The 22,573-nt window shown below is 59.3% G+C and carries 21 protein-coding genes and 1 tRNA gene; 6 read left to right on the top strand and 16 right to left on the bottom strand.

Annotation, left to right across the window (positions count from 1 at the left end; genetic code table 11):
• Positions 1-66: 66 nt before the first annotated feature.
• Complete coding sequence (locus GRI44_RS03985) at positions 67-261, bottom strand: hypothetical protein (RefSeq protein ID WP_160600131.1); 195 nt, start codon at positions 259-261, stop codon at positions 67-69.
• A gap of 164 nt (positions 262-425) precedes the next feature.
• On the opposite strand from GRI44_RS03985, the gene argJ reads away from it, so the two are divergent.
• Positions 426-1,652: a bifunctional glutamate N-acetyltransferase/amino-acid acetyltransferase ArgJ gene (argJ, locus tag GRI44_RS03980; protein WP_160600130.1), complete on the top strand. Its 1,227-nt coding sequence runs from the start codon at positions 426-428 to the stop codon at positions 1,650-1,652.
• Entirely contained in the window at positions 1,649-2,449 is an 801-nt protein-coding gene (locus GRI44_RS03975; protein WP_332872351.1) for an inositol monophosphatase family protein, read from the top strand. Before argJ ends, GRI44_RS03975 begins: the two co-directional genes overlap by 4 nt.
• Here the strand turns inward: GRI44_RS03975 and trxA are convergent.
• The 8 genes from trxA to ahcY all read right to left on the bottom strand — a co-directional run bounded on the left by trxA (position 2,446) and on the right by ahcY (position 15,357).
• Positions 2,446-2,766, bottom strand: a complete 321-nt coding sequence (gene trxA / locus GRI44_RS03970) for a thioredoxin (protein ID WP_160600129.1) — start codon at positions 2,764-2,766, stop codon at positions 2,446-2,448. The genes GRI44_RS03975 and trxA overlap by 4 nt on opposite strands.
• Positions 2,767-2,812: 46 nt before the next feature.
• The gene (gene addA, locus GRI44_RS03965) at positions 2,813-6,325 is read right to left on the bottom strand and encodes a double-strand break repair helicase AddA (protein WP_232842963.1); all 3,513 of its coding nucleotides are present in this window, start codon (positions 6,323-6,325) and stop codon (positions 2,813-2,815) included.
• Positions 6,322-9,285, bottom strand: a complete 2,964-nt coding sequence (addB, locus tag GRI44_RS03960) for a double-strand break repair protein AddB (protein ID WP_160600127.1) — start codon at positions 9,283-9,285, stop codon at positions 6,322-6,324. Before addB ends, addA begins: the two co-directional genes overlap by 4 nt.
• Positions 9,278-9,994: a nucleotidyltransferase family protein gene (locus GRI44_RS03955; protein ID WP_332872350.1), complete on the bottom strand. Its 717-nt coding sequence runs from the start codon at positions 9,992-9,994 to the stop codon at positions 9,278-9,280. Before GRI44_RS03955 ends, addB begins: the two co-directional genes overlap by 8 nt.
• Positions 9,991-10,980 carry an aminoglycoside phosphotransferase family protein gene (locus tag GRI44_RS03950; protein WP_160600126.1) on the bottom strand — a complete coding sequence of 330 codons (990 nt, stop codon included), beginning with the start codon at positions 10,978-10,980 and terminating at the stop codon, positions 9,991-9,993. Before GRI44_RS03950 ends, GRI44_RS03955 begins: the two co-directional genes overlap by 4 nt.
• Entirely contained in the window at positions 10,977-11,420 is a 444-nt protein-coding gene (gene tsaE / locus GRI44_RS03945) for a tRNA (adenosine(37)-N6)-threonylcarbamoyltransferase complex ATPase subunit type 1 TsaE (protein WP_160600125.1), read from the bottom strand. Before tsaE ends, GRI44_RS03950 begins: the two co-directional genes overlap by 4 nt.
• A complete protein-coding gene (locus GRI44_RS03940) occupies positions 11,417-13,759 on the bottom strand; it encodes a PAS domain-containing sensor histidine kinase (protein WP_160600124.1) in 2,343 nt (780 codons plus the stop codon). The genes tsaE and GRI44_RS03940 overlap by 4 nt, the downstream gene beginning before the upstream one ends.
• 164 nt (positions 13,760-13,923) lie before the next feature.
• Positions 13,924-15,357: an adenosylhomocysteinase gene (gene ahcY, locus GRI44_RS03935; RefSeq protein ID WP_160600123.1), complete on the bottom strand. Its 1,434-nt coding sequence runs from the start codon at positions 15,355-15,357 to the stop codon at positions 13,924-13,926.
• Positions 15,358-15,521: 164 nt separating this feature from the next.
• On the opposite strand from ahcY, the gene GRI44_RS03930 reads away from it, so the two are divergent.
• Together GRI44_RS03930 and GRI44_RS03925 are read left to right on the top strand one after the other, a co-directional pair.
• Entirely contained in the window at positions 15,522-16,001 is a 480-nt protein-coding gene (locus tag GRI44_RS03930; protein ID WP_160600122.1) for a peroxiredoxin, read from the top strand.
• Between the two features lie 12 nt (positions 16,002-16,013).
• Positions 16,014-16,358 (top strand): DUF3147 family protein, encoded by a 345-nt coding sequence (locus tag GRI44_RS03925; RefSeq protein ID WP_160600121.1) that lies wholly within the window; start codon positions 16,014-16,016, stop codon positions 16,356-16,358.
• A gap of 100 nt (positions 16,359-16,458) precedes the next feature.
• Here the strand turns inward: GRI44_RS03925 and GRI44_RS03920 are convergent, their stop codons facing one another.
• The 6 genes from GRI44_RS03920 to GRI44_RS03895 all read right to left on the bottom strand — a co-directional run bounded on the left by GRI44_RS03920 (position 16,459) and on the right by GRI44_RS03895 (position 20,390).
• Positions 16,459-16,905 (bottom strand): PA2169 family four-helix-bundle protein, encoded by a 447-nt coding sequence (locus GRI44_RS03920; protein ID WP_160600120.1) that lies wholly within the window; start codon positions 16,903-16,905, stop codon positions 16,459-16,461.
• 125 nt (positions 16,906-17,030) lie between these two features.
• A complete protein-coding gene (folE, locus tag GRI44_RS03915; protein ID WP_160600119.1) occupies positions 17,031-17,639 on the bottom strand; it encodes a GTP cyclohydrolase I FolE in 609 nt (202 codons plus the stop codon).
• Positions 17,636-19,183, bottom strand: a complete 1,548-nt coding sequence (locus tag GRI44_RS03910; protein WP_160600118.1) for a phospholipase D-like domain-containing protein — start codon at positions 19,181-19,183, stop codon at positions 17,636-17,638. Before GRI44_RS03910 ends, folE begins: the two co-directional genes overlap by 4 nt.
• Positions 19,184-19,191: 8 nt before the next feature.
• Positions 19,192-19,683, bottom strand: coding sequence for a hemerythrin domain-containing protein (locus tag GRI44_RS03905; protein WP_160600117.1), 492 nt, complete (start codon positions 19,681-19,683; stop codon positions 19,192-19,194).
• A 153-nt stretch (positions 19,684-19,836) separates the two neighbouring features.
• Positions 19,837-19,913 (bottom strand) — tRNA-Arg (locus GRI44_RS03900).
• Between the two features lie 54 nt (positions 19,914-19,967).
• Complete coding sequence (locus tag GRI44_RS03895) at positions 19,968-20,390, bottom strand: (deoxy)nucleoside triphosphate pyrophosphohydrolase (RefSeq protein WP_332872349.1); 423 nt, start codon at positions 20,388-20,390, stop codon at positions 19,968-19,970.
• Between the two features lie 79 nt (positions 20,391-20,469).
• Between GRI44_RS03895 and GRI44_RS03890 the strand changes: the two genes are divergently transcribed.
• Positions 20,470-20,655, top strand: a complete 186-nt coding sequence (locus tag GRI44_RS03890; protein WP_332872348.1) for a Flp family type IVb pilin — start codon at positions 20,470-20,472, stop codon at positions 20,653-20,655.
• 109 nt (positions 20,656-20,764) lie between these two features.
• On the top strand, positions 20,765-20,938 hold the full coding sequence (locus GRI44_RS03885) for a Flp family type IVb pilin (protein WP_160600115.1): 174 nt from the start codon (positions 20,765-20,767) through the stop codon (positions 20,936-20,938).
• An 86-nt stretch (positions 20,939-21,024) separates the two neighbouring features.
• Here GRI44_RS03885 and GRI44_RS03880 read toward each other — a convergent pair whose 3' ends face one another.
• Positions 21,025-22,503, bottom strand: a complete 1,479-nt coding sequence (locus GRI44_RS03880; protein ID WP_160601256.1) for a M48 family metalloprotease — start codon at positions 22,501-22,503, stop codon at positions 21,025-21,027.
• Positions 22,504-22,573: the final 70 nt, after the last annotated feature.

Below are 22,573 nucleotides of genomic sequence, written 5' to 3'. Positions count from 1 at the left end.
AAAGCCGCCCATGCGTCAGACGCAACCGGCCGGCCAAAGCAGCTTTCAAGCAGGAAAACGAGCCGCCTATTCGTAGGCGCGGTCTGCCCCGAAAAGAACTGTCGGAATATAGATGACTGCTGGCCGGCGGGATTTGCACGCCTTGGCCGGATCACCCTTTACAGGGCTGGTTGCAGGGCGGGCCGTGCATTCGCTCTGAATGGATTTGCCCGCTTGCGATGGTGTCGCAGCAGTGCTTACCTGTTCGCTCAATGCGGCCATTACGGCGGCATTTGCAGGCGCACCTGCGGCCGCTAGACCGGTAATGAGCGCAAGGCAGGCAAGAAGTCGACTTAACATCGCAGCGGTAGATAGTGCTTCTGCCGCGTTTCGTCCACTCGCAAACGCGTTTACCTTGCGCGGCTTGCACAGTAGATGGTGGCCGCATGGACCTTGCACGATCACCCCTCGCCCTGCCCTTTCCCCAGATGCCGCCTGTTTCGGGAGTGACGTTGCGCGTGGCACGCGCGCAGTACAAGGATTGGGACCGGGCCGATCTGACCTATGCTGAACTGGCAGAAGGCACCGTTGTCGCCGGCGTCTTCACCCGCAGCGCCTGCCCGTCGAGCGAAGTGGAACTGGGCCGCAAAAATGTAAAACTGGGCCGCGCCCGCGCATTGGTGGTCAATGCCGGAAATTCCAATGCCTTTACCGGCTATCGCGGGCGGCAGGCGGTCGAACAGATCATGGATCAGGTGGCCAGCGGCCTTGGCTGCGCGCGCGAGCAGGTGTTTGTCAGTTCCACCGGCGTAATCGGCGTGCCGCTGCCGCTGGACAAGGCCCGCGCCGGTGTCGCTGCCGTATTGGACGCAGTCCCTGCGACTTGGGAAGATGCCGCCAACACCATTGCCACCACGGACACTTTTGCCAAGGGGGCGGCAGCGTCTGCCATGGTGGACGGACAGCGGGTGGAACTATGCGCGATTGTCAAAGGCAGCGGCATGATCGCGCCGGATATGGCGACCATGCTGGGTTACATATTCACAGATGCCAGCATCACCCCGGAATTTCTCCAGCAATTGCTGGCCAGCGCCAATCAGCAGACATTTTCCTGTATAACGGTGGATAGCGATACCTCCACCAGCGACACGGTGCTGGCCTTTGCGACCGGAATGGCCGGAAATACGCAGCTTGCATCGTTTGACGATGCTGGCGCGGATGCATTTGCTGCTGCGCTGCACGACGTATGCCGCCAACTCGCGCATCTGGTAGTGCGCGATGGCGAAGGCGCCAGCAAATTTATAGAAATCCGTGTGTCTGGCGCCGATTCTGACCAAAGCGCTCACAAAATCGGGCTGTCCATTGCCAATTCCCCGCTCGTTAAAACGGCAATTGCGGGGCAGGACGCCAATTGGGGCCGCGTGGTGATGGCCGTGGGCAAGGCAGGCGAACCTGCCGACCGGGACCGCCTGTCAATCGGCTTTGGCGGCATATGGGCCGCTAGAAATGGCCAGCCCCTTGCAGATTATGACGAAGCACCAGTTGCCGCGCATCTGGAAGGAACGGAGATTACCATAGAGGTTGATCTGAACCTTGGTGACGGTGCAGCCACCGTGTGGACCTGCGATCTTACCCATGGCTATATCGACATCAACGCAGATTATCGTTCGTGAGCGTTCTGGACCGCGAAATTCTGGCCCTGGTGCGCAAAGTGACCGAAGCCGTCATTCTGCCGCATTATCAGATGCTTGATGCCGGGCAAATTACCGACAAGTCCGCAGATGATGTAGTGACCATCGCCGACCACCAGGCAGAAGAAATGCTGATGGAAGGGCTGGCCCGGCTCAATCCCGGCATTGCCATGGTGGGCGAAGAAGCTGCCCATGTCGATGCCGCCGTGCTGGATGGCCTGTCAGGCCCGTGCTGGATTATCGACCCGTTGGACGGCACCAATAATTTTGCCGCGGGAAAACCGCCTTTTGGCATCCTGATTGCGCTGGCAGACGGCGGCATCACGCAGTCAGGCTGGATTTTTGATTGTCTGACGGGGCGGTTTTGCGCAGCCCACGCAGGCAGTGGTGCCTATATCGGGGGCGAGCGCATCACTGCCCGACCTTCAGGAAATGCGCCGCCAATTGCAGCAATTTCGACGATTTTCATGGAAAGCGCCCAGCGCGAGGCGGTGATGCAACATATCGCGCCTCATTACGAAATGGTCGACATCCCCCGCTGTGCCGCAGAACAATATCCGCGATTGGCGCTTGGCACCAATGATGTGTCGATTTTTGAACGCACGCTGGCATGGGATCATGCGGCAGGTGCGTTGTGGCTGAATGAAGCGGGCGGCAAGGTCGCCCGGCCCGATGGATCACCCTATCGTGTGGATGAACACGGCCGCACTGGCCTGATCGGCGCGGCGAGCCCTGCCTTGTGGGACGGGCTCGCCGCGCGATTAAAACAAATGGCTTAAAGTTCGCTTTCCAGCCACCCCTTGAGCTGGCCCTTGGGCGCAGCGCCCAGCTTCTGGGCAACGGGTTTGCCATCCTTGAACAAAACCATCAGCGGGATAGACTGGACGCCGATTTCACCGGGAATGCCGGTATTTTCCATGATGTCCATCTTGGCAATCGTCACCTGGTCAGCCAGTTCTTCGCTGATTTCTTCCAGCGCAGGTGCGATCATTTTGCAGGGGCCGCACCATTCTGCCCAGAAATCCACCAGCACGGGCTTGCTGGATTCAAGAACATCGGTTTTAAAACTGTCGTCGGTGACATTGATGGTCGCCATGGGTAATCTCCTGTAGGTTGATCGCCAACTTAGGGATTGTCTCGGCTCACTCAAGCAAAGACACAGAAAACCTTTCCTGCGCGCCGGACAATTGCGGTTTGTAACGGCCAAGAATTTCAGGCGAAAGTGGCACCAGCAGCGGCGTCTGCGTGTATAATATTGCCGCTTCCACCCTCCGCCCCGGATATATTTCACCAAGCGCGGCAGCATAGGCGCCCATTTGCCGCAGCGTCAGTTCCGGCACCTCGTCCAAGCCTGCGGGCGGGCGGCGCGCGGTTTTGAAATCGACCACGGTCACCACATCCCGCGTAACCAGCAACCTGTCTGCAGTGCCGGCAATAACCTGCCCGCCCACTGTGGCGGCCAGCGGCACTTCTGCCAGCGCAGCGGGCGAGAATATTTCGGCAAATTCAGGTACGCACAGCACACCCGACGCAGCGGCATAAATTTCCTGCCGCGCCGCATCCGCAAGCTCTGGTGCCTGCCGCAGCAGCCATGCCATTGCCGCATTTTCGCGCGCTGCCGGGTCCACATCGGGCAGGCGTTCCAGCAGACTGTGGATCAGCACACCGCGCCTGGCGGCTTCGCGCGCCATGTCGGGCGGCAATGGCGGGTCTGCTGCCTGCTCCGAACCGGCCGACGAAGGCGCAAGTGGGCGCGGCGGGCGTGGTTCCGGCCCGATTGGCGTGATGGCCCACGCCGGCAACGCGGCACTTTCCTGGCCAGCTTCCTGACTGCTTTGCAACGGCACATTGGCCGGGCGCTGGCCAAAAGTCAGCCGTTCACCCCAGATGGGATCAGCTTCTGCATCATTTGAGAACAGCGGTTTGAGCCGTGCATACCAGCTCGATTCAGCAGGAACGTCCTCGCTCTTGCCCAATGCGCCGCCAATGAACAGGGCTTCTTCTGCGCGGGTCATGGCAACATATAGCAGCCGCCAGTGTTCTTCCCGCTCTTCTGCGGCGGCCTTTTCTTCGGCAGCGGCAACGGGGCCAACCTTTTCATCCTTGCCCAGCGGCGGCAACGGGATTGTGCGGCCATTATCATCAAGCGACAGCCCGCGCACTGGCGATTTATCGGGGTTGCCCGTGGCATCTGCCAGTATGACAATGGGGGATTGCAGCCCTTTGGAACCATGCACGGTCATCACGCGCACCAGCCCTTCACCCGCGCCTGCTTCGCGTTTCAGCTCTCCGTCGCCGGCATCAAACCACTGGATAAATCCCTGCAGACTGGCGGTGTGGGCGGAGGCATAATTGGCGGCTGCATTCAGCAATTCGTCGATGGGATCATTGGCATCGCGCCCCAGGCGGGCCACCAGCGCCCGCCGGCCCTGCCATGGCCCGGCGAGCATCCAGTGAAGCAGCGCCTGCGGCAGTTCATAATCCGCAAGACGCAGCAAATCCCGCAGCCGGTCACACGTCTGCGCGACCAGCGGCGCTTCGCTTTGGCGGATATGATCCCACAAATATGTTCCCTTGGGCCGATAGCCATGGTCTAGCAGGTCCTGCTGGCTCCATCCACCCAGTGGGGATACAAGCCAGTTGGCAAGGCTCAAATCATCATACGGCTGAACGGCGAAGCGGATGGCAGCCATCAGATCCTTCACCGCCAGCGGCGCGCCAAGCCGCAGCCGGTCCACCCCCGCCACCGGAATTCCGGCAGCATGAAGGCGGCTGACCACCAGCCCCGCCAGTTCCCGCCGCCGCCGGACCAGCACCATGATATCGCCTGCCCTGGCGTTGCGCTTGCGCCCTTTGGCCAGCGGATAACCGTCTTTCAGCCAGCTTTTGACCTGCGCAGCAATGCCATCGGCCATCCGTCGTTCCGGTTCGGAAACCCATGTGTCAGCCCCGCCGTCGCCTGCTGCGGACGAGTCAGACACACCGTTTTGCTCCGCGCCTGCATCAGCGTCGTCGGGGTTGGTCGCCACAGGCTTCCACAGCACCACTTCGCCGGGGCGATTGTCCCCTTCATGGCTGCCCGGGTGTTCGGTCAGGCCGAATTCTTCATGGCCGATGCCGTCAATTGCGCGGTCGACAAAATCCAGTACGGGCTGCGCGCTTCGGAAGGACCGGCCAAGTCCGATGGCCAGCAAATCCCGCATTCCGGAATAATCGCGCAGCACATCGGCATTGGCCCGCGCAGTCGCCATGATATCGGCGAAATATTCCCGGTTGGTGCGAAAGTTCTTCGGGCTGGTGCCCTGAAACCCGAAAATGGCCTGCTTGTAGTCCCCAACGACGAAAATGGTCCGCAGCTTGTCATCACGCTGCCCCATCCCGGAAAAGAAATCGCCGGTCAGCGCGCGGATGATGGACCATTGTTCCGCATTGGTGTCCTGCGCTTCATCCACCATGATATGGTCGAACCGGCGGTCCAGCTTATACCGGATCCAGTCGGAAATGTCCGACCTGGACAGCAGGGCCGCTGCCTGCCTGATCTGGTCGTCAAAATCGATGAAGCCTTCACGCGCTTTTGCTTCGTCCCAGCGGATGGCAAACCGCCGCCCGACCAGCAGCGCAGGCGTGAGAAATTCTACCAGATTAAGCAACATCTGCTGTTCGCGCACTGCGGCAATCGACTGTCTGACGCCGACAATATAGTGCGTATAGGCGGGGTCTCTGTTGGCGATCAGCTTCTTGTCCGACCCATCCTTGTTGAGGATTTTGCCGAGCAAGTCTTCCACGCTATCAGCGCGCCCCTCAAGATCCCGCGCCAGCCATTGGCGGATTGCCTCCGCACCGTCCGCGCCGGTTTTGGCATTCCATGCATCCAGCGTGTGCAGGCATTGTTCAAGCCCAGCTATATCGAACACTTTATCGGCGCACAGGGCGGCGACAGTTTCCGGCCCGGCATCTGCTGCCATTCCCAGCATCCGCCGGACATTGGGAGCAATCGGTTCCTGCCATCCGCCTGTTCCCAGCCACACTTCGCGCGCCGAAGCGCAGCGCATCAGCCAGTTTCGCACCCCATCTGCGCCCATGCGGATGCTGAGCGCTGCAAGAGCGTCCAGCAGATCAGCCGCGCCGGTTTCTTCCCATTCCACCAGCATTGCGGCCAGCACTTCATGGGCCAGCAGATTGCGGTCTCGATCTTCCATCGGGCGGCTGCCGGGGGCAAGGCCCGCTTCTTCGGGGAAAGCGGCGAGCAGCCATTGGGAAAAGGCATGGATGGTATCAATCCGCAAGCCGCCGCCGGGGCTGTCCAGCACGCTGGCAAACAGGGTTCGCGCACGCTGCTGGGTCGCATGGTCAAAAGCAGCGCCGATGGCTTTCAGATCGCTGGCGAGGTCCACTGCGCTCATCCGCACCCAGCTGGCCAGAACTTCATTCACCCGCGTCGCCATTTCAGCAGCGCCAGCCTTGGTGAATGTCAGGCATAATATCTGCGACGGATCGACATCTGCATTCAGCAGCAACCGCAGCACGCGCGCGGACAGAACCTGTGTCTTGCCCGTGCCTGCCGATGCCGAAAGCCACACGCTGTCCTGCGGATCAACCGCCAGCGCCTGGTTGTCTTTCAATGGATGGACCAGGCGTTTTCCACTATCGCTCATGCTTCGCGTCCCAGCCATTCATCAAGCCGCATCAGCTGATCATAGGTGTTGTATGTCACGGCATCAGGGTTGAGCCGGGCGACAAAGGGTTCATCACCCAAAATCCAGCTGTCGAGGGCGTGATGCAGATAATCTTCCGCCTTGGGCAGGAAGTCTTCCGCTTCCAGCTTGCTGCGGTTGCTGCCATCTTTCACCGGGCTGGAAATATAGCCAAAGCCGGTCTGGCTCTTGTCGCTTTTGGCCAGGGACCAATATTCAAACCTTGCCGCTTCGCCTTCGACATCGTCAAACCCGCCGTGTTCCGCCATCAGCCCGATGGTGCCCAATTGCAGCGAAAAGCCGGCATCGACCTGCCTGGCACTGGGCGGGCCGCCGGTCTTGTAATCCACAATCACCAGCCTGCCGCCCGGCAGCGTATCGATGCGGTCGGCCTTGCCGAAAATCTCCACGCCGCGCACGTCCATCTTGCCCCATTTTTCGAACAGCACCGGCTTGCGGCCGTCATAGGACGAAATTTCCAGTTCCACCCATTCAAGAGCGCGCATCAGGCGCGGCTGCCACAAGGCGCGCATCAGCGGGTGGGCATTCATCTGTTGCAGAACTTCAGCGGCGACTTCTACCATGGGCCGCGCGGACACATGCCATTTTTCCAGAATTTCATGCGCTGCTGTCCCGCGCCACGCAGCGGAAGGTTCCGCATCGAGCGAATCCAGTTCCGGCAAGCGCAGGATACTGCCAGCGTAAAATTGATACGGGTCTGACCGCAGCCGATCGAGCGCAGTAACACTGATGCGGACTTTACGCTGCTCGGCAGAAGGGCTTGGCTGCGGTCGCGGATAAGGTGCAGCAGCAGGCGCATCGTCAATTTGCGTGGCCCATTGTGTGGCCGTGGTCAATTCATGGCGTTTGAGCAGATCATTGCCCAGCAGCGCCCGCACCCGCAGCAGGAAACGTGACGGGATGGCAGGCCCGGAAATATCGCGCTGCGCCCTGCTCAACACTACTTCGGGCGCGCCCAAGGCGCCTGCCAGATCGTGGGCTGACAGGCCGATGCGGAAATCCGCGCCCGGCACACCCAGCGCCCGCAACACGGTTGGAGCCAGCATTGGGTCTGTTGCCGGTGTTGCGGGCCATACGCCCTCGTTCAAGCCGGCGCAGATTACCAGATCAGCCCGGCTCATGCGGGATTCCAGCAAGCCGTAAATGGCAATGCGCGGATGGCCGCCATAGGGCGGGCGAACGGCAATCTGCTCCATCACATCTCGAAGAATGGTGTGAATCTCGTGCGCTTCCACCATGGTGCCAACGTGACGGGAATGGTCGCGCAAATCTTCCACCATGGCAGACAGCGTCCGGCCATCCTCACGCGACCAGACAGCATCACCGGCCAGATCTTCAGCAGCGGCAGCCAGCACGTCGAGCATCTGGGCCAGTGGCCGTGTTCCGCGCGCATCCAGCACCGGGTCCAGCGCCGCGCGCACACTCTGCCACCATCCTGGAACGCCTGCCTTGTCAGCATATGCGTCCAGCGCATCTAGCCCGGGCGCAGGGCGCGGGCCGCGCAATTCAAGCTCCATCTTGCGTGCCTGTCGCAGCCAGTCGGCGCGCTCGTCATCCATCTTGACCAGCGGGTGCTGCACCAACGCCATCAGCGGCACCGGGCCGGCATTTTCAGCGGCCACTTCTGCCAGCAACAGGAACAATCGCCCTGCGGGCGTATCGGTCAGCGGGCGGCCCGCAGAATCGTCCGCAGCAATGTTCCACCGCCGCAAATGCTGGACAATTCGCCGCGCCAGCCCGCGGTCAGGCGATATGACCGCAACGCGGCGTTCCGGCTGCTCGATCGCCTGCCGCACCAGCAGGGCAATGGCTTGCGCTTCTGCTTCGGGATTGGCGCTTTCCATCAGGCTGACGCCCGACAATCTGCGCTTGTCGGCAGGCAGGTCCACCCAGCCCTTGCTGGCTTCGGGGGGAAGAAACAGCGATGAAATGGCGTGGCTGCGTTCTGGCGGCGCGGCTGTCATGCCCTTGCGGTGCCATGGCCGGACTTCATCGCGCGCAATGCCCATCCGGTTGAGCAGCAGCTTGAGATGATATTGCGGGTGGGTCACGGCATCGCCGCGTTCAAATGGCGGCGAGCCTGTTTCATCAGGCGTGCCGGCGCTGCCCAGTTCTGCCCACACGCTATCGTCCATCGCAAGATCAAGATCAGGCAGGATGACAGCCCCTTGCGGGAGGCCCGTAACCACGCGCAGCAAACGGGCAAGCGCAGGGGCCGCGCTGGTGACACCGGCAGCGACAATCGGCGTTGCAGGCGGGGCTTCCTTCCACCGCCGCGCCGCAAAATCGAACAGGCGGTTGCGCCGGGCTGCTGCATCCAGTTCGCCTGCGGCATTCAATTCGGCCAGCCATCGTGTCTGCACCCGGGCAAAATTCCGCAGGCTGTTTTGCCAGTGGCCCGACAATTCGCCCAGCAAATCCAGCACGGGATCCTCCAGCAGGGCTTCGGGGCCGATATCTTCCACCAGCATCCGGTCCATCGCTGCCGCAGTGTCCGCAGCCAGACGCAGCAGCGCGCTTCCGCGCGGCACGTCCTTACCCAATTCCTCGCGCAGCAATTCTGCCAGACGCAGCCACCGGCGGGTGGGTTCCACCGCGCGCGGAATGTCCGCCGCGCCCAGCGGGTCGAGCAGGCTGCCCAGCGTTTCATCCAGATCAAGATCGCCCACCACCGCCATGCGCGGCATCAGCATGCCATTTTGCCCCGCCGCCCCGAAATGCCGGATGAAAGCATCGCTGACCGTGCGCATGGTCCGGGTGCTGGGGAGCAGCAGGGTCAGGCGGGCAAGGCCGACATCATCTTCGGCATAACGCGGCACCAGCCCGGCTACGAGGGCATCTGCAAAGCCGCGATGGGCGGCGATGGAATAAATGGCTGGACCGGTGGAGCGATCAGCCACGCTGGAGCGCTTCTTCAGTAGGCGCGATGGATTGCGGTGTGCCTACTTCGAACCACTGGCCGGTAAAGCCGGCACCGAACAGCCGCCCTTCCTCAATCGCCCGTTCCCACAGGATATTGGTCGAAAACTTGCCTTCCGGCGCATCACGCAGCAAGCGGTGCGATACCAGCTGGATGCCAGTATAGATGAAAGGCGCGATCCTGCCTGCGCGTCGGCGGGATATTCTTCCAAGCGGGTCCATGTGGAAATCACCCTTGCCCCTGAAATTCAGCGCGCGCGCATGGGGCACCAGCAACAGCAGGGCATCCATTGTATCAGGGTCCCAGCACCCTGAAAGATCGTGAAACGCATCGCGGGGGCCATCCAGCCAGATGTTATCGGCGTTGAGGCAGAAAAACGGATCGGGCAGGTCGGCCTGCGCCTTCACCATGCCGCCGCCTGTTTCCAGCAGCATTTCACGTTCATCGGAAATGATCACTGCTGGCAGCTTGCGTTCACGCAAATGCGCCTCAAGCGCGTCTGCCAGATAATGGACATTGACCACCACTTTGCCAATGCCGGCGGTTGCCAGCTTGTCCAGCGCGTGATCGATCAGGGGTTTTTCCGCCACCCGGACCAGCGGTTTTGGCTGCGAAGCGGTAAGCGGGCGCATCCGTTTGCCCATGCCTGCTGCCATCACCATCGCTGTATCGGATGCCAGTGAGTTCACGATACCCTGCCCCCGAAACTGTTGCGTATCTGGCTGGGAATATTGGCATCAAACCACTTTGCCACAGGGGCCAGCGCCGGATGCGCCAGATCCCGCTCGAGCGCAGCCCAGACGCGCGGAATATAATCGAAGTAGCGCGGCTTTCCGTCGCGCTTCCACAGCCGAGCAAAAATGCCGACGATCTTGGCATTTCGCTGCGCACCAAGCCGTGCATAATCAGCTTCGAAATGGGGGTCAGCGCCTGCTACGGCCAGATAATGGTCCAGCATCCGCCGTTCCAGATCCATCGGCACATCGCGCCGTGCATCCTGCAACAGGGAGACTAAATCATAGGCCGGATGACCTACCAGCGCGTCCTGAAAATCAATCAGCCCCTGCGCGCCGGAACCATCATCCACCGGCCCGAGCAGCATGATGTTTTCCGCGTGATAATCGCGCAGGACCGTAACCCCGGGGGTCTGGCGCGGCAGCATATCGGACAACGCATCGTCCCATGCCGCCACATAGCTGGCGGCATCCACTTCCAGTTGCATTGCCGGGCAATACCATTCGGTAAACAGGGCTGCTTCGCGCTGATAGACGGCCATATCATAGGGCGGGAATGGTCCGGCGGGCCTGCGGTGCAATTGCGCCAGGGCATCGACTGCGGCCTTGTAAGCGGCTGTTTCACCCTGCGGGTTTGCATCCAGCCAGTCCCGCATCCGGTCATCACCGAAATCTTCGATCAGCACCCAGCCTTGTGCTTTGTCTTCAGCGTAAATCTCAGGTGCGCGCATGGCGTGGGCGGTCAGCCACTGTGCCACATGCAAAAACGGTTCGGGGTCTTCTTCGGGCGGCGGCGCATACATCAGCATGGCCTTGCGGCCGTGGCTGGAAACGCGGAAATAGCGCCGGAACGACGCATCGCCCGGAATGGCGCTGATCACAGAATCAGCCCAGCCCGCATTTGCCAGGAATGAATCGATACCTTGGGGAAGATTGCTCATGGCATCCGCCCTAGCCAATCCAGCCCACCTTCGACAATCGCAATCCGCCCGCCATCGGCAACTTCCAGCGCTATTGACAGACAGGCGCTTTCGGCTGCGAAACCACCAGCATTCTCAGGCCATTCCGCCAGCAGCGCCGCACCGTCGCGGTAATCATCCAGCCCCAGTTCCAGTAGCTCATCCGGCGACTCAAGCCGGTAGAAATCGGCATGCACCAGCGGCAGGCGGACCAGGGGCGTATCATAGGTTTCGATGATGGTGAAAGTGGGCGAAGGCACTTCTGCGCCATAACCAAGGGCGGCGATAATGGCGCGTGCCAATGTGGTCTTGCCTGCGCCAAGGCCGCCTGTAAGCGCGACCACATCACCCGCCGTCAATTGCGCTGCGATACGCGTTCCATAGGTCGCCATCGCAGCCAGATCAGGTAGATCGATCTTCACGGAACCAATATCGTCGCGGTGGTTCCCGCACCCTGGCGGGACAGGATTTCAAGGCTGCCGCCATGCGCTTCGACCAGTTGCCGCGCCAGCGGTATGCCCAACCCCTGCCGCTTTTCCAACCCGCTGCCGTCCTTGTTCTCGCGCAATCCGTCCAGCGCGCGGGCCAGTTCCGCCTTGGCCATGCCGCGGCCATTGTCCGACACCACAATGCGCGCCACGCCCTTGGGCTTGCCCACATCGACCAGTATCTTGCCGCCCTTGGGGGTGGCCGCAATGGCATTGTCGAGCAAATGACCCAGCGCCCTGCCCAACTGGCGCTGGTCAGCCTCGATCTTGCCGCCGGCGCTGCCGCGCAGATCCAGCGTCAGCCCGGCATCCACGATGGCCTGCTCGCGTTCGCGCACCACCTGGGTGACGAAAGGCATCAGTTCCATCCGTTCTTTCGTGATCGGCAACAGCCCTGCTTCACTTTGTGACAGGTCGAGCACATTTTCCACCTGTTCGGTCAAACGACCAACCGAATCAATAATGGCAGATACATAGTCCTTGCCCTGGTCCGACAATTCGCCAGCCACGCCCGCCGCCAGCAGCTCTGCAAAACCGCCAATGGATGTAAGGGGTGTGCGAAATTCGTAGGACATATTGGCCAGAAAACGCGTTTTTACAGCATCGGCATCTTCCAGCGCCTGCGCCCGTTCACGCAAGGCATCTTCGGCCTTTTGCGAATCGGTAATGTCCAGCGTGGTCAGCAGACCATTGCCATCCGGCAGGGGAACGCCCGCAAATTCCAGCGTTCGGCCATCCGACATCATTACCCGGCCGCCTGTTTCCTTGCGGTCCAGCGTGGCGGCGCGGATGACTTCACCAATGATGCTGACCTGCTTGGCGCGGGCCAGATTAGGGGCAATTGCAGTCAGCAAATCTGCGGCATTGGGGTGCGAATCGAGGAATTCCGGGTCAACGCCCCATGCCCCGGCAAAGCTGCGGTTCCACAATTGCAGCTTCCCATCCGGGGCCACCACCGCCAGCGCTTCGAACAGGCTGTCGAAAGTGGCCGTTCGCGTGCGTAACAATGTGTCCCGCGTGGCTGACAGCGCCAGTTGTTCCGTCCGGTCTTCGGCAATCAGCACCAGGCCGCCATCGGGCATGGGTTGGGCCACGATTCGCAGATGGGTGCCGCCGGGCAAGGGCCATGCTTCTTCCTGCGTTTCGCCGCTGGTGAACCATTCCAGATGTTCAGCGCGCCAGGCCGGAAAGTCGCGCACTTCGGGCGTTTTGCCGCTTTCACGCGCATCATTCAGCAGACGGTCGAACGGCGTTCCGGCGCTGACAGTGCCTGATGAAATGCCGAAAGTCCGCCGGAAAGGCTGATTGGCATAGGTCAGCTTGCGTTCGGAATCAAACTGCGCAACCCCGATGGAAAGCTGGTCTAGCATGGATCGCTGTGCATCGCGGAATGCACGGAAAGTACGCGCCTGTTCTTCCATTTCCTCGATATCGACAGCGTATCCTGCCACGCCTTCTGCGCCCAATGGCAAATCGCTGACCCGGAGGCTGCGGCGCTGCCCGTCGATGGTGGCAGGGACTATGCGTTCGATCGGCAAGTTCTGTTCCGCCGCCTGCGCGGCAATCTGCCCGGCAGTCAGTCCGTCCACCGGCTCGACCAGTTCCAACTGCCGCTCCACTGCCGCATCCGCGCTGGCAGCGCCAATGGCGCGCACATAGGCCTGATTGACCAGACGCAGCTTTGCATCCGGCCCGCGGAACCACATCGGCATGGGGGCCGCTTCGATCAGGCCGACCAGCGCTGCAAAATCTTCTTGCGCGCGCGCCGCTTCGTTCCTCAGTTTGACCAGCTCGGTCTGGCTTTCGCTGAAATCGAACACCCAGATCAACGCGGCGCCGCCGGGCGATACCTGCGGGTCAGCCAGGTTACCACGCATGGCGAGGCTGCGGTTGGAGCCAGGAGGCGTCATCGCCAGGCGGAACGGTGCGGCACTGCGCTGGGTACGGCGGACCTTGTCAGTCAGTCCAGCCAATTGCACAGGCGACAATCCCTTGCCCGCCCCGCCCGACAATTCGCTGAGATATTGGGGCATACGGTCAAGGCCAAGCCAGCCCGCCAGACGTTCGGACCCCTCGATCCGGCCATCGGTCCTCACCAGCAGCGGAATTGCCGGCGCCTCGTCGATCATCCGGGCCATGCGCCGGGCGGCCTTGCGGCTGCTTTCGGCCTGTCTGGCCTTGGCACTGGCCGCAATCATCAGCCATGCGGCAGCGGCTGTCCAGGCAGCAATCAGCAGTCCGGTCAGGGCCAGCGCGGTGGTGGTAAATTCCATAGGGGGTCAGCTATGCCGCAGCGCGCAAGGATGCAATGGGCTAGACGGGGAAATGACCCGGAAAACAGGCGAAAAAGAAGGCGGCCCCGACATCTGCCGGAGCCGCCTGATTTTTATGATGGAAACACCGACCGCTGCCGCAGCAGCAATGCCGTTATTTCGAATCAATAACGGTAGTGATCCGGCTTGAACGGTCCGTCCTGCGGCACACCGATATAATCGGCCTGCTTCTTGGACATCTGGGTCAGCTGGACGCCCAGCTTTTCCAGATGCAGCGCGGCGACCTTTTCATCCAGATGCTTTGGCAGAACGTAAACATCGTTCTGATACTGATCGTTACGCAGGAACAGTTCAATCTGTGCCAGCACCTGATTGGTAAAGCTGGCAGACATTACAAAGCTGGGGTGACCGGTGGCGCAGCCCAGATTGACCAGACGGCCCTTGGCCAGAATGAGGATCTGCTTGCCATCGGGGAAAGTGACCATGTCGGTCCCTTCCTTGATTTCAGCCCAGTCATAATTGTCGAGCGCGCCAATCTGGATTTCGCTGTCGAAGTGGCCGATGTTGCACACGATGGCCATGTTCTTCATCGCCTTCATGTGTTCAGCGGTGATCACATCTTCATTGCCCGTCGCGGTCACGAAGATATCGCAACGCTTCACGGCTTCTTCCATGGTGACGACTTCATAGCCTTCCATGGCAGCCTGCAAGGCGCAGATCGGATCGACTTCTGTTACCATCACGCGGGCGCCGCCCTGACGCAGCGACGCTGCCGAACCCTTGCCGACATCGCCGAAACCGGCAACGCAGGCGACCTTGCCTGAAAGCATGACGTCGGTGGCGCGGCGGATGGCGTCGACCAGGCTTTCGCGGCAGCCATAAAGGTTGTCGAACTTCGACTTGGTCACACTGTCGTTCACATTGATGGCCGGGAAAGGCAGCTTGCCCTGCTTGGCGATCTGGTAAAGGCGGTGAACGCCCGTGGTGGTTTCTTCAGAAACACCGCGAATGTTGGCAACCGACTGGGTCAGATAGCCCGGCTTCGCCTTGATATAAGCTTTGAGCGCGCGCTGCATTTCGATTTCTTCGGCGTTGGCCGGTTCCGGCATGGTTTCGCCCGCTTCCAGACGTGCACCCCACAATGCGAACATGGTCGCATCGCCGCCATCATCGAGAATGATGTTGGCGGTCTGGTCAGCGTCTTCGTCGGTTGCCCAGTCGAAAATCTTGCCAACATAATCCCAGTAATCCGCCAGCGTTTCACCCTTGATGGCGAACACAGGCACACCCGTTTCAGCGATGGCCGCTGCGGCGTGGTCCTGCGTGGAGAAAATGTTGCAGGTCGCCCAGCGCACATCTGCGCCCAGCGCGGTCAGTGTTTCGATCAGCACAGCGGTCTGAATGGTCATGTGCAGCGAACCGGTGATCCGCGCGCCCTTCAGCGGCTTTTCGGTGCCATATTCTTCGCGCAGCGCCATCAGGCCTGGCATTTCCGTTTCAGCGATGGCAATTTCCGCACGCCCGAAATTGGCGAGTGAAATGTCCTTGATGATGTAATCCTGCTGCTCTGCGGCCACGAAATTTCTCCTGAAAATCATTTTTACGTCCCGTACGAACGTGCATTAAAAGTCGCGGCGCATGTAGCGGGTCACCCCGCAGGTGGCAAATATAAAGCGATCTTTATATCATGTTATCATTGTCGGCGCGCGGCAGCCCACTATATCTGTTGCGCAAGCAACCCTGCACGAAAGGAAATTACGTTATGACAATTTCAGTTGGCGACAAACTGCCCGACATCAAGCTGGTTAAAGCGACGGCAGAAGGACCGGAACAGGTCCAGTCGAGCGATTATTTCGCGGGCAAGAAAGTTGCGCTTTTCTCCGTCCCCGGGGCTTACACGCCAACCTGTTCTGCACGGCATTTGCCCGGTTTCGTCGAAAAAGCTGACGAACTGAAAGCCAAGGGCATCGACGAAATCGCCTGCACAGCGGTGAATGACGCCTTCGTGCTGGGCGCGTGGAACAGCGCCAGCGGGTCTGACGACATTGCCATGCTGGCCGACGGCAATGGCGATTTTGCGAAGGCCATCGGCCTTGATGCAGATTTCAGCGCCTTCGGCATGGGCGGCCGCAGCCAGCGTTATTCCATGGTGGTGAATGATGGTGTGGTCGAACAGATCAACGTCGAACAGCCGGGGGATTTTTCAGTAAGTTCCGCTGAATACATGCTTGGCAAGCTGTAACATACCATGTGGATGCAACTGGCAATCAAGGCCGCTATTTCAGGGGTGCTGATTGCCGTTGCATCTGAAATGGGGCGGCGCAGCCCAACCTGGGGCGGCTTGCTGATTTCGCTGCCGCTGGCCAGCACATTGGCGGTAATCTGGCTGTGGCGCGACACTGGCGATACAGAGGCGGTGGCCAGCATGGTGATTTCCAGCACTGTCTATGTGATCGGCTCCCTGCCCGCTTTTGTGGTGCTGGCCATATTGCTGCGGTCGGGATTTGGTTTCGTGCCAGCACTGCTTGCCGGCTTGGCAGCCGGATATATGGGCTATCTCCTCGCCGGCCGGATCGGACAGGCGCTTGGCCTTATTTAAGCGGGCTTGCCTGAATTTATGACCCGCCGGATATGCGTCGTGCACAAGCACAAAAAAGGGCACCATTTCTGGTGCCCTTTTTAATTCCAAATGAAAGTGCTCAGCCTTCCATACGGTGCTTCATCGCGCTCATCTTGTCGTGGCCGCTGACGATGGAGGCATAGGCCTGCTCAATCACAGCCTTGGTCTGTGGTGAAACATCACCGTCTTCGAGGGCGGTCGAATATTTCGCCTTGATGTAATCTTCGCCGCGTTCGACTTCTGCGACAATTGCTTTCTCATCACGCGCACTAACCAGTTCGCGCAGGTTCATGAACCCGCGATGCAATGCGCCTGTAACGGTGCTGTCATCTTCCGGATCACCGCCGAGCGAAGCAACATGCGCCTGAAGGGTGGATGCGACCTTGCTGCGTTCATCAGCCATCTCGCAGAAGAACGCTGCGTTTGCCGTTTCGCTGTCTTCCGATGCTTCTTTATAGCCTTTCATGCTATCCAGCGTAGTGGCGATCAGTGTGTTGGCGATTGTGATGTCATGCGACTTGTTCATAATGTAGGCTCCGTATCTGCTTGAATGCATTTACAAAACCAACAAAGATCGAAGCATTCTGTTCCCGTTTCACAGCGCGCGCACGCCAAACTGCGCAGATTTGTCGACCAACGGAAAACCGCTGGTCAATACCCCATCAGACTGAGCACTTCCTTGCGGCTTTTATGGTCTTCGAGAAAGGTGCCCATCATGCGGCTTGTCACCATGGACACACCCGGAGTGCGAACGCCGCGTGCGGTCATGCAGGCGTGGCTGGCGTCGATCACCACGGCAACACCCTTGGGCTTGAGATTATCCCAGATACATTCTGCCACTTCGGCAGTCAGCCGTTCCTGAATCTGCAAACGCCGGGCAAAACCGTGCAGAACCCGCGCCAGCTTGGAAATGCCCACCACGTGGTTATCCGGCAGATAGGCGATCGCCGCCTTCCCGATGATCGGTGCCATATGGTGTTCGCAATGGGACTGGAACGGGATGTCTTTCAACAGAACGATCTCGTCATACCCGCCCACTTCCTCGAACACGCGGTTCAGATGCATGGAGGGATCTTCGCCATATCCCACACAATATTCTTTCCACGCCCGCGCTACACGCTTGGGAGTGTCGACCAGCCCTTCGCGCCGCGGGTCATCGCCGGCCCATTCCAGCAGAGTGCGGATTGCGTCCTGCACATGCTCCGGCACCGGAACCTTGCCCCGTTCGACATCTTCATCAGGCCCGACCAGGCTGCTCATGGCTTTTTCCTTCGCATCAGTCTTTTTCTGGCCCTGCCCAATAGGCTGTTGCTGCGAAATAGCCCACCCTTCGCGTAAGGTTCGAACATGTCTTCCGGTTTTTCCGGGTCGAGAATGCTGGATTCGGCCAGCGTTTCCTGCACTGAGTTAAGCTCAGGCAATTCATAACGCCGCAGCGTCCGCCCCCGTTCAAGGCCCAGATGTTCGATCATCGCTGCCATCCCGCCATGACGCGCGATAAGCTGCGGGACTTCTTCCTCTTCCAGACCGCAATGTTCCGCCAGCAGCGAATAACGCAGCCGCGCCACCGCATCCCCGGCATGGGCGTTCAGCGGCCGATGGCAGTCAATGAACACATCGCACTCACTATCCAGCCCCATCGAACGGTTGTTCATATTGGCAGAGCCGATCCGCAATATCTTGTCATCCACGATCATGATCTTGGCATGGACATAGATCGGCGTTTGACCAGTGAACGGCACGTAAAGATTGAAACGCTTTTGCGGGTCCTGATCGCCCAATGTGCGCACCAGTTCCGCGCGGGCATGGTCCATTGCCTGCTGTTCCAGAAAGCCGTCCGCATTCTGCGGATGCACGATCAGAACTTCGGGCGGATCATCCTGCATCAAGCGTTTGCAGATTGCCGTGGCGATGCGGCGTGATGCGAAATACTGGCTTTCGGCATAGATGAAATGCTTCGCTTCCAGGATCTGCTTTTCAAACAGATCGGCAATCTCGTCGACGCCGCTCTCGCCGCTATATTCGCCGCGAGTGCGGGCGATGCCGACTTCGACGTTTTCAAACTGTGCTGTCAAACTTTCAGGCCACGGACTTTTCTCAGGGACTGTGACCATTTCCAGCGCTGTTCCGCCTGCCCGCACCCAGCGGTCTCGGCCAAGATCGCCCAGCGCTTTTGCCACGGGGCCATCCAGCATCATGGTCGCGTCATGCCATGGGCCATAGGCCTTGCCCCGGGGCCGCTTGCGCCGCGGGTCCGTTTCCAGATGTTCGCGCGTGTCCCACCGGTGCGTGGTCATGTCGATCCCGCCGCACACGGCAAATCTGTCATCGATGACGACGATTTTCTGATGATGGCTCGCAGCCACAGGATGGGCCGTGTCAAAATGAAAATCGATCTGCTTGTTCCGCCACCAGCGCATCAGATCCACCGCCATGGACCCGCGCGTGGCGAACTGGAGCACGCCGTAGCTCCATTTCAGAATACGCACTTCCAGGCCGCGGTTTTTACGCGTGAGCCAGAGAATGAAGCTGCCGAGCCGTTTGGGATGCTGTTCGCGGCGGCCCCTTTGCCACCACCGGCGGCCATCGGCCAGATGTATGCGGGTGTCAAAATCCCACCCGATCATCAGGATGCGCTGCCGGGCTTCCAGCATCGCATCCTGCATAAGGGCAAAGTAATCTTCCGCATCCACGATGACGCTGGCGCGTTCCGCCATTGCATAGCGCCATACGCCTTCTTCGGCAGACGCATCATCGACGTCGTCTGCCGTTTTCACTTTCGAGTTCAGTTCAATTGCCCCCATCGAAAAGCCTACTCCTTGGCGTCGTCCTTCTTTTCAGGTGTAACTTCTGCATCGGCCTTTTCCTTGGCTTTGCGATCCTCAAACACCTTGCGCATGTGCTGCGTATCATCCTCGGTAAGGTGCTTGGCGAAATCGGGGAAGTGTTCTTCTTCCTCTTCATTGATGTGATGGCGATAATCATGGTCAAGCTGCTTGAATTTCGCCATCCACGCGGAAGACGACATATCAGTCGCCGCAAGGTCGTTCAGGGCTTCTTCCAACTCGTGATGTTCGGCAACCGAATGCCGCGTATCGTCGGTGGTCGGCGGTTTGCGCAGCATGGTGGAATATAGTGCCTGTTCTTCGGCGGATGCGTGCCCCTTCACTTCAACGGTGAATTCTTCCAGCAGGGTTTTGCACTCTTCGCTGTCACCATGGGTCTGGGCCAGCTTGTCCAGCAATTCGCGGTGCTTGTCGTGATCCTGCTTCAAACGGTCAAAAATGTCTTTGGCTTCGGCCATGGGGTCTCTCCTGTTGGTTTCACAAGATGAACAGGTGAACACACCATGAGTTCCATCGGGCAACCATTTGCACAATACACGGCCGCAACTATTGCCCAAACGCAAAGAGCGCCCCCTTTTGCAGGGGACGCTCTTTGCGTGTGTTTGGGTATTTGGTGCGCCCGGAAGGATTCGAACCTCCGACCCCCTGATTCGTAGTCAGGTACTCTATCCAGCTGAGCTACGGGCGCCTTGGAGCGCGGCACATAAGGGGGGCTTTCGATCTTGGCAATCCCTTATCCGCCCTAATTTTGCAGTTCGGCAAATAGTTGGTGAGCGAGCACCACATCAAGCGGCGGTTTTTCGAGCATTTCAATCTCACGAGGTGTGAACCAGCCGTATTCCCCGCCTTCATGACACACCGGTGATCCGGTCCAGCGCGATGCAGTGTAAAGCGAAATTACAATCTGGGGCGCGGCGCTTGTCACGGCACTTTCCGCAAATCCTGACGGCGCCAGAGTGGCTTCGTCAATCACCAGACCAAGTTCTTCATCAATCTCGCGAATCAATGCACTTCTGGGGTTTTCGTGCTGTTCCACCTTGCCGCCGGGGAATTCCCACAGGCCGCCATGCTGCTTGCCCTCAGGCCGCTTATACATCAGCCAAAGGCCATCACACCGCCGTAAAGCGGCGGCAACGACTGCGATGCGTGTCGGAAATTTTTCCACCTTGGCCCCTGGCAACAATCATTTGTTAACACCTTCGTAGCATTACGGATGCTGTCAAAACATATCGGCAGGCATGCGCATGGTTTTCTTCAAATTCCTGACAAAACTGGGTCGCGAAGACAGCGGTGCAACGGCAATCGAATATGGTTTGATATTGTCCATGATCGTGATCGGGATGCTTACAGCTTTCAATTCTGTCGGCAGCACAACAATCGGCATGTGGAACGAGGTCAGCGCTAGGGTTGTTAACGCAGTCGAGAACTGACCAAAATGGGGGTTAAGGGATTTTCAACGTAATCGTCCTAGCTCTCTAAATGCCGGTTTCGCGTCAAAGTGAACTGGCCGGGTAACGAAGACCAACTAGGAGACTAACCATGAAATTTTTCAATAAATTGATCCGCAACGAAGATGGCGCAACTGCAATCGAATACGGTCTTATCGCAGCTTTGATCGCTGTTGCAGCGATCACAGCATTGGGTCAAGTCGGCGATAACTTGGAAACGACATTCCTAAAGGTTGATGACAAATTGACCGCTGCGAATGCGTAAACCTTGTAATTATAAATAAATTTTCATCTACTTTAGAAGCGGCGGGGATTGATCCCCGCCGCTTCCGATTCTGTGTTTTCTTTCGCTTAGCGTGATTTAATGACAATCTTTACCTTCTGGCCGGCCACGATGCTCTCGGTGGACCCCAAACCATTCAGCACGCGGAAACGGCGTTCCTGCGCATCGGTATAGGCCATGCGGCGCGACAGGGACTGAACAGTGTCACCGCGCGCAACTGTCACCACATCAATCCGCCGCGGAACGACTGCTGCAGCTTCGGCAGGTGTAATCCGGCGCATGGAATTGAACATTGGCGAAAACGCGTCAGTACGGCCAGCCTGGCTGATAGCGGCAAAGTGATACGCCTGATTGTTGGCAAATTCATACGCGAATACCACCAGATCGACTTCCCCGTTGCCGCTGTTTACCCGCGCTGTGCCAAACATGGCTGGCAGACCGTTCACGGTAGTGCGCTGAATGTTGGCCGGAGCCAGGTTCTGATCCTTCCCGCCGATCGAGCTGAAGACCGAGCGGACGTAGGTTTCCAGATTGCCATTATAAGGCGCGGTGCTCATCTGCGCCTGACCGCTTTCACCATTGATCGACACAGCACGCGTGCCATTGACCATATAGAAGCCGCTTGGCGCGGTAAATGCGAGGCGCAACTGCGGGTGCAGGAACTGACGGCCTTCGATCACGCCCTGAGCCGGATCATCGCCATACATCAGCCCATCAATGCGTGACAGGAAAGTATCGCGGTTGAGGGTGCCGGACGTCTGCCCTGCTTTGGCCAATGCCGTCTGCACGCGGCCTGCGGGGTCTGGATGAGTGGATGCCCATTCGGGAATGCCGGCATTGTCACGACCCTGCAACGAAGCATCGAGCCCGTTTTGCGCTGCCAGGCTCTGAAGAACAGTGCCCATTGCGCGCGGATCGTAACCTGCCTTGCCGAGATATTCGATACCCAATTCGTCAGCCTGCAATTCCTGCGAGCGAGAAAATTTGAGGGTCAGCAGCTGCGAACCCTGCAAGAACCCCTTGGACAGGGTCTGGCCAACGCTGCTGTCACCTAGCAGAATGCCGGACAGAATGGCGCCCGCTGCGCCGAGCAGCGTATTTTGCTGCGCCTTGGCCTGGCGCCGCTGACTATGACGTGCGGCAACATGGCCCACTTCATGCCCGAGAACGCCAGCCAGTTCGGCCTCGTTGTTCATCAGGCTGACCAGTTGGCGCGTGGTGTAGATGTAACCGCCGGGGATGGCGAAAGCATTGTTTACAGAGCTGTTGAGCAGAGAAACGGTAAACGAATCGCGTGCATTGCCCAAACCCGACTGCACCGCGATATTCTTGCCCACCTGTTCGACATAGGCAGCCTGGGTGCCCTGATAGGTGCCGCCAAATTCAGCCAGCAATTCCGGGTGCGCCTGCGCGCCCTGCTGGGCTTCGGTCTGGGAAATGGGCGCTGAGGCATTCGGGATGGGGCCGCCGCCAACGGCAGCGCAGCCGCCAAGCGCGAAGGATAGCAGCGCGGTGGAAGCAAGGGCTGATTTTTTGAAACTGGTCATCATGCGATCTCCTGGAACCTTGGTCAGGCGCGATATTGAACCGCAGCCCGAATTGTATTCCGTAAGAAAC

The organism is Allopontixanthobacter confluentis, assembly GCF_009827615.1.
Lineage (GTDB): Bacteria > Pseudomonadota > Alphaproteobacteria > Sphingomonadales > Sphingomonadaceae > Allopontixanthobacter > Allopontixanthobacter confluentis.
This window is presented reverse-complemented; position numbering and strand designations above follow the sequence as displayed.

Excerpts from the sequence above, each read along its gene's own strand:
- GRI44_RS03985 (WP_160600131.1), bottom strand. The coding sequence starts at position 261 with ATGGCCGCATTGAGCGAACAGGTAAGCACTGCTGCGACACCATCGCAA.
- argJ (WP_160600130.1), top strand. The coding sequence starts at position 426 with ATGGACCTTGCACGATCACCCCTCGCCCTGCCCTTTCCCCAGATGCCG.
- trxA (WP_160600129.1), bottom strand. The coding sequence starts at position 2,766 with ATGGCGACCATCAATGTCACCGACGACAGTTTTAAAACCGATGTTCTT.
- addA (WP_232842963.1), bottom strand. The coding sequence starts at position 6,325 with ATGAGCGATAGTGGAAAACGCCTGGTCCATCCATTGAAAGACAACCAG.
- GRI44_RS03950 (WP_160600126.1), bottom strand. The coding sequence starts at position 10,980 with ATGAGCAATCTTCCCCAAGGTATCGATTCATTCCTGGCAAATGCGGGC.
- GRI44_RS03940 (WP_160600124.1), bottom strand. The coding sequence starts at position 13,759 with ATGGAATTTACCACCACCGCGCTGGCCCTGACCGGACTGCTGATTGCT.
- ahcY (WP_160600123.1), bottom strand. The coding sequence starts at position 15,357 with ATGATTTTCAGGAGAAATTTCGTGGCCGCAGAGCAGCAGGATTACATC.
- GRI44_RS03930 (WP_160600122.1), top strand. The coding sequence starts at position 15,522 with ATGACAATTTCAGTTGGCGACAAACTGCCCGACATCAAGCTGGTTAAA.
- GRI44_RS03925 (WP_160600121.1), top strand. The coding sequence starts at position 16,014 with ATGCAACTGGCAATCAAGGCCGCTATTTCAGGGGTGCTGATTGCCGTT.
- GRI44_RS03920 (WP_160600120.1), bottom strand. The coding sequence starts at position 16,905 with ATGAACAAGTCGCATGACATCACAATCGCCAACACACTGATCGCCACT.
- folE (WP_160600119.1), bottom strand. The coding sequence starts at position 17,639 with ATGAGCAGCCTGGTCGGGCCTGATGAAGATGTCGAACGGGGCAAGGTT.
- GRI44_RS03910 (WP_160600118.1), bottom strand. The coding sequence starts at position 19,183 with ATGGGGGCAATTGAACTGAACTCGAAAGTGAAAACGGCAGACGACGTC.
- GRI44_RS03905 (WP_160600117.1), bottom strand. The coding sequence starts at position 19,683 with ATGGCCGAAGCCAAAGACATTTTTGACCGTTTGAAGCAGGATCACGAC.
- GRI44_RS03890 (WP_332872348.1), top strand. The coding sequence starts at position 20,470 with ATGGTTTTCTTCAAATTCCTGACAAAACTGGGTCGCGAAGACAGCGGT.
- GRI44_RS03885 (WP_160600115.1), top strand. The coding sequence starts at position 20,765 with ATGAAATTTTTCAATAAATTGATCCGCAACGAAGATGGCGCAACTGCA.
- GRI44_RS03880 (WP_160601256.1), bottom strand. The coding sequence starts at position 22,503 with ATGACCAGTTTCAAAAAATCAGCCCTTGCTTCCACCGCGCTGCTATCC.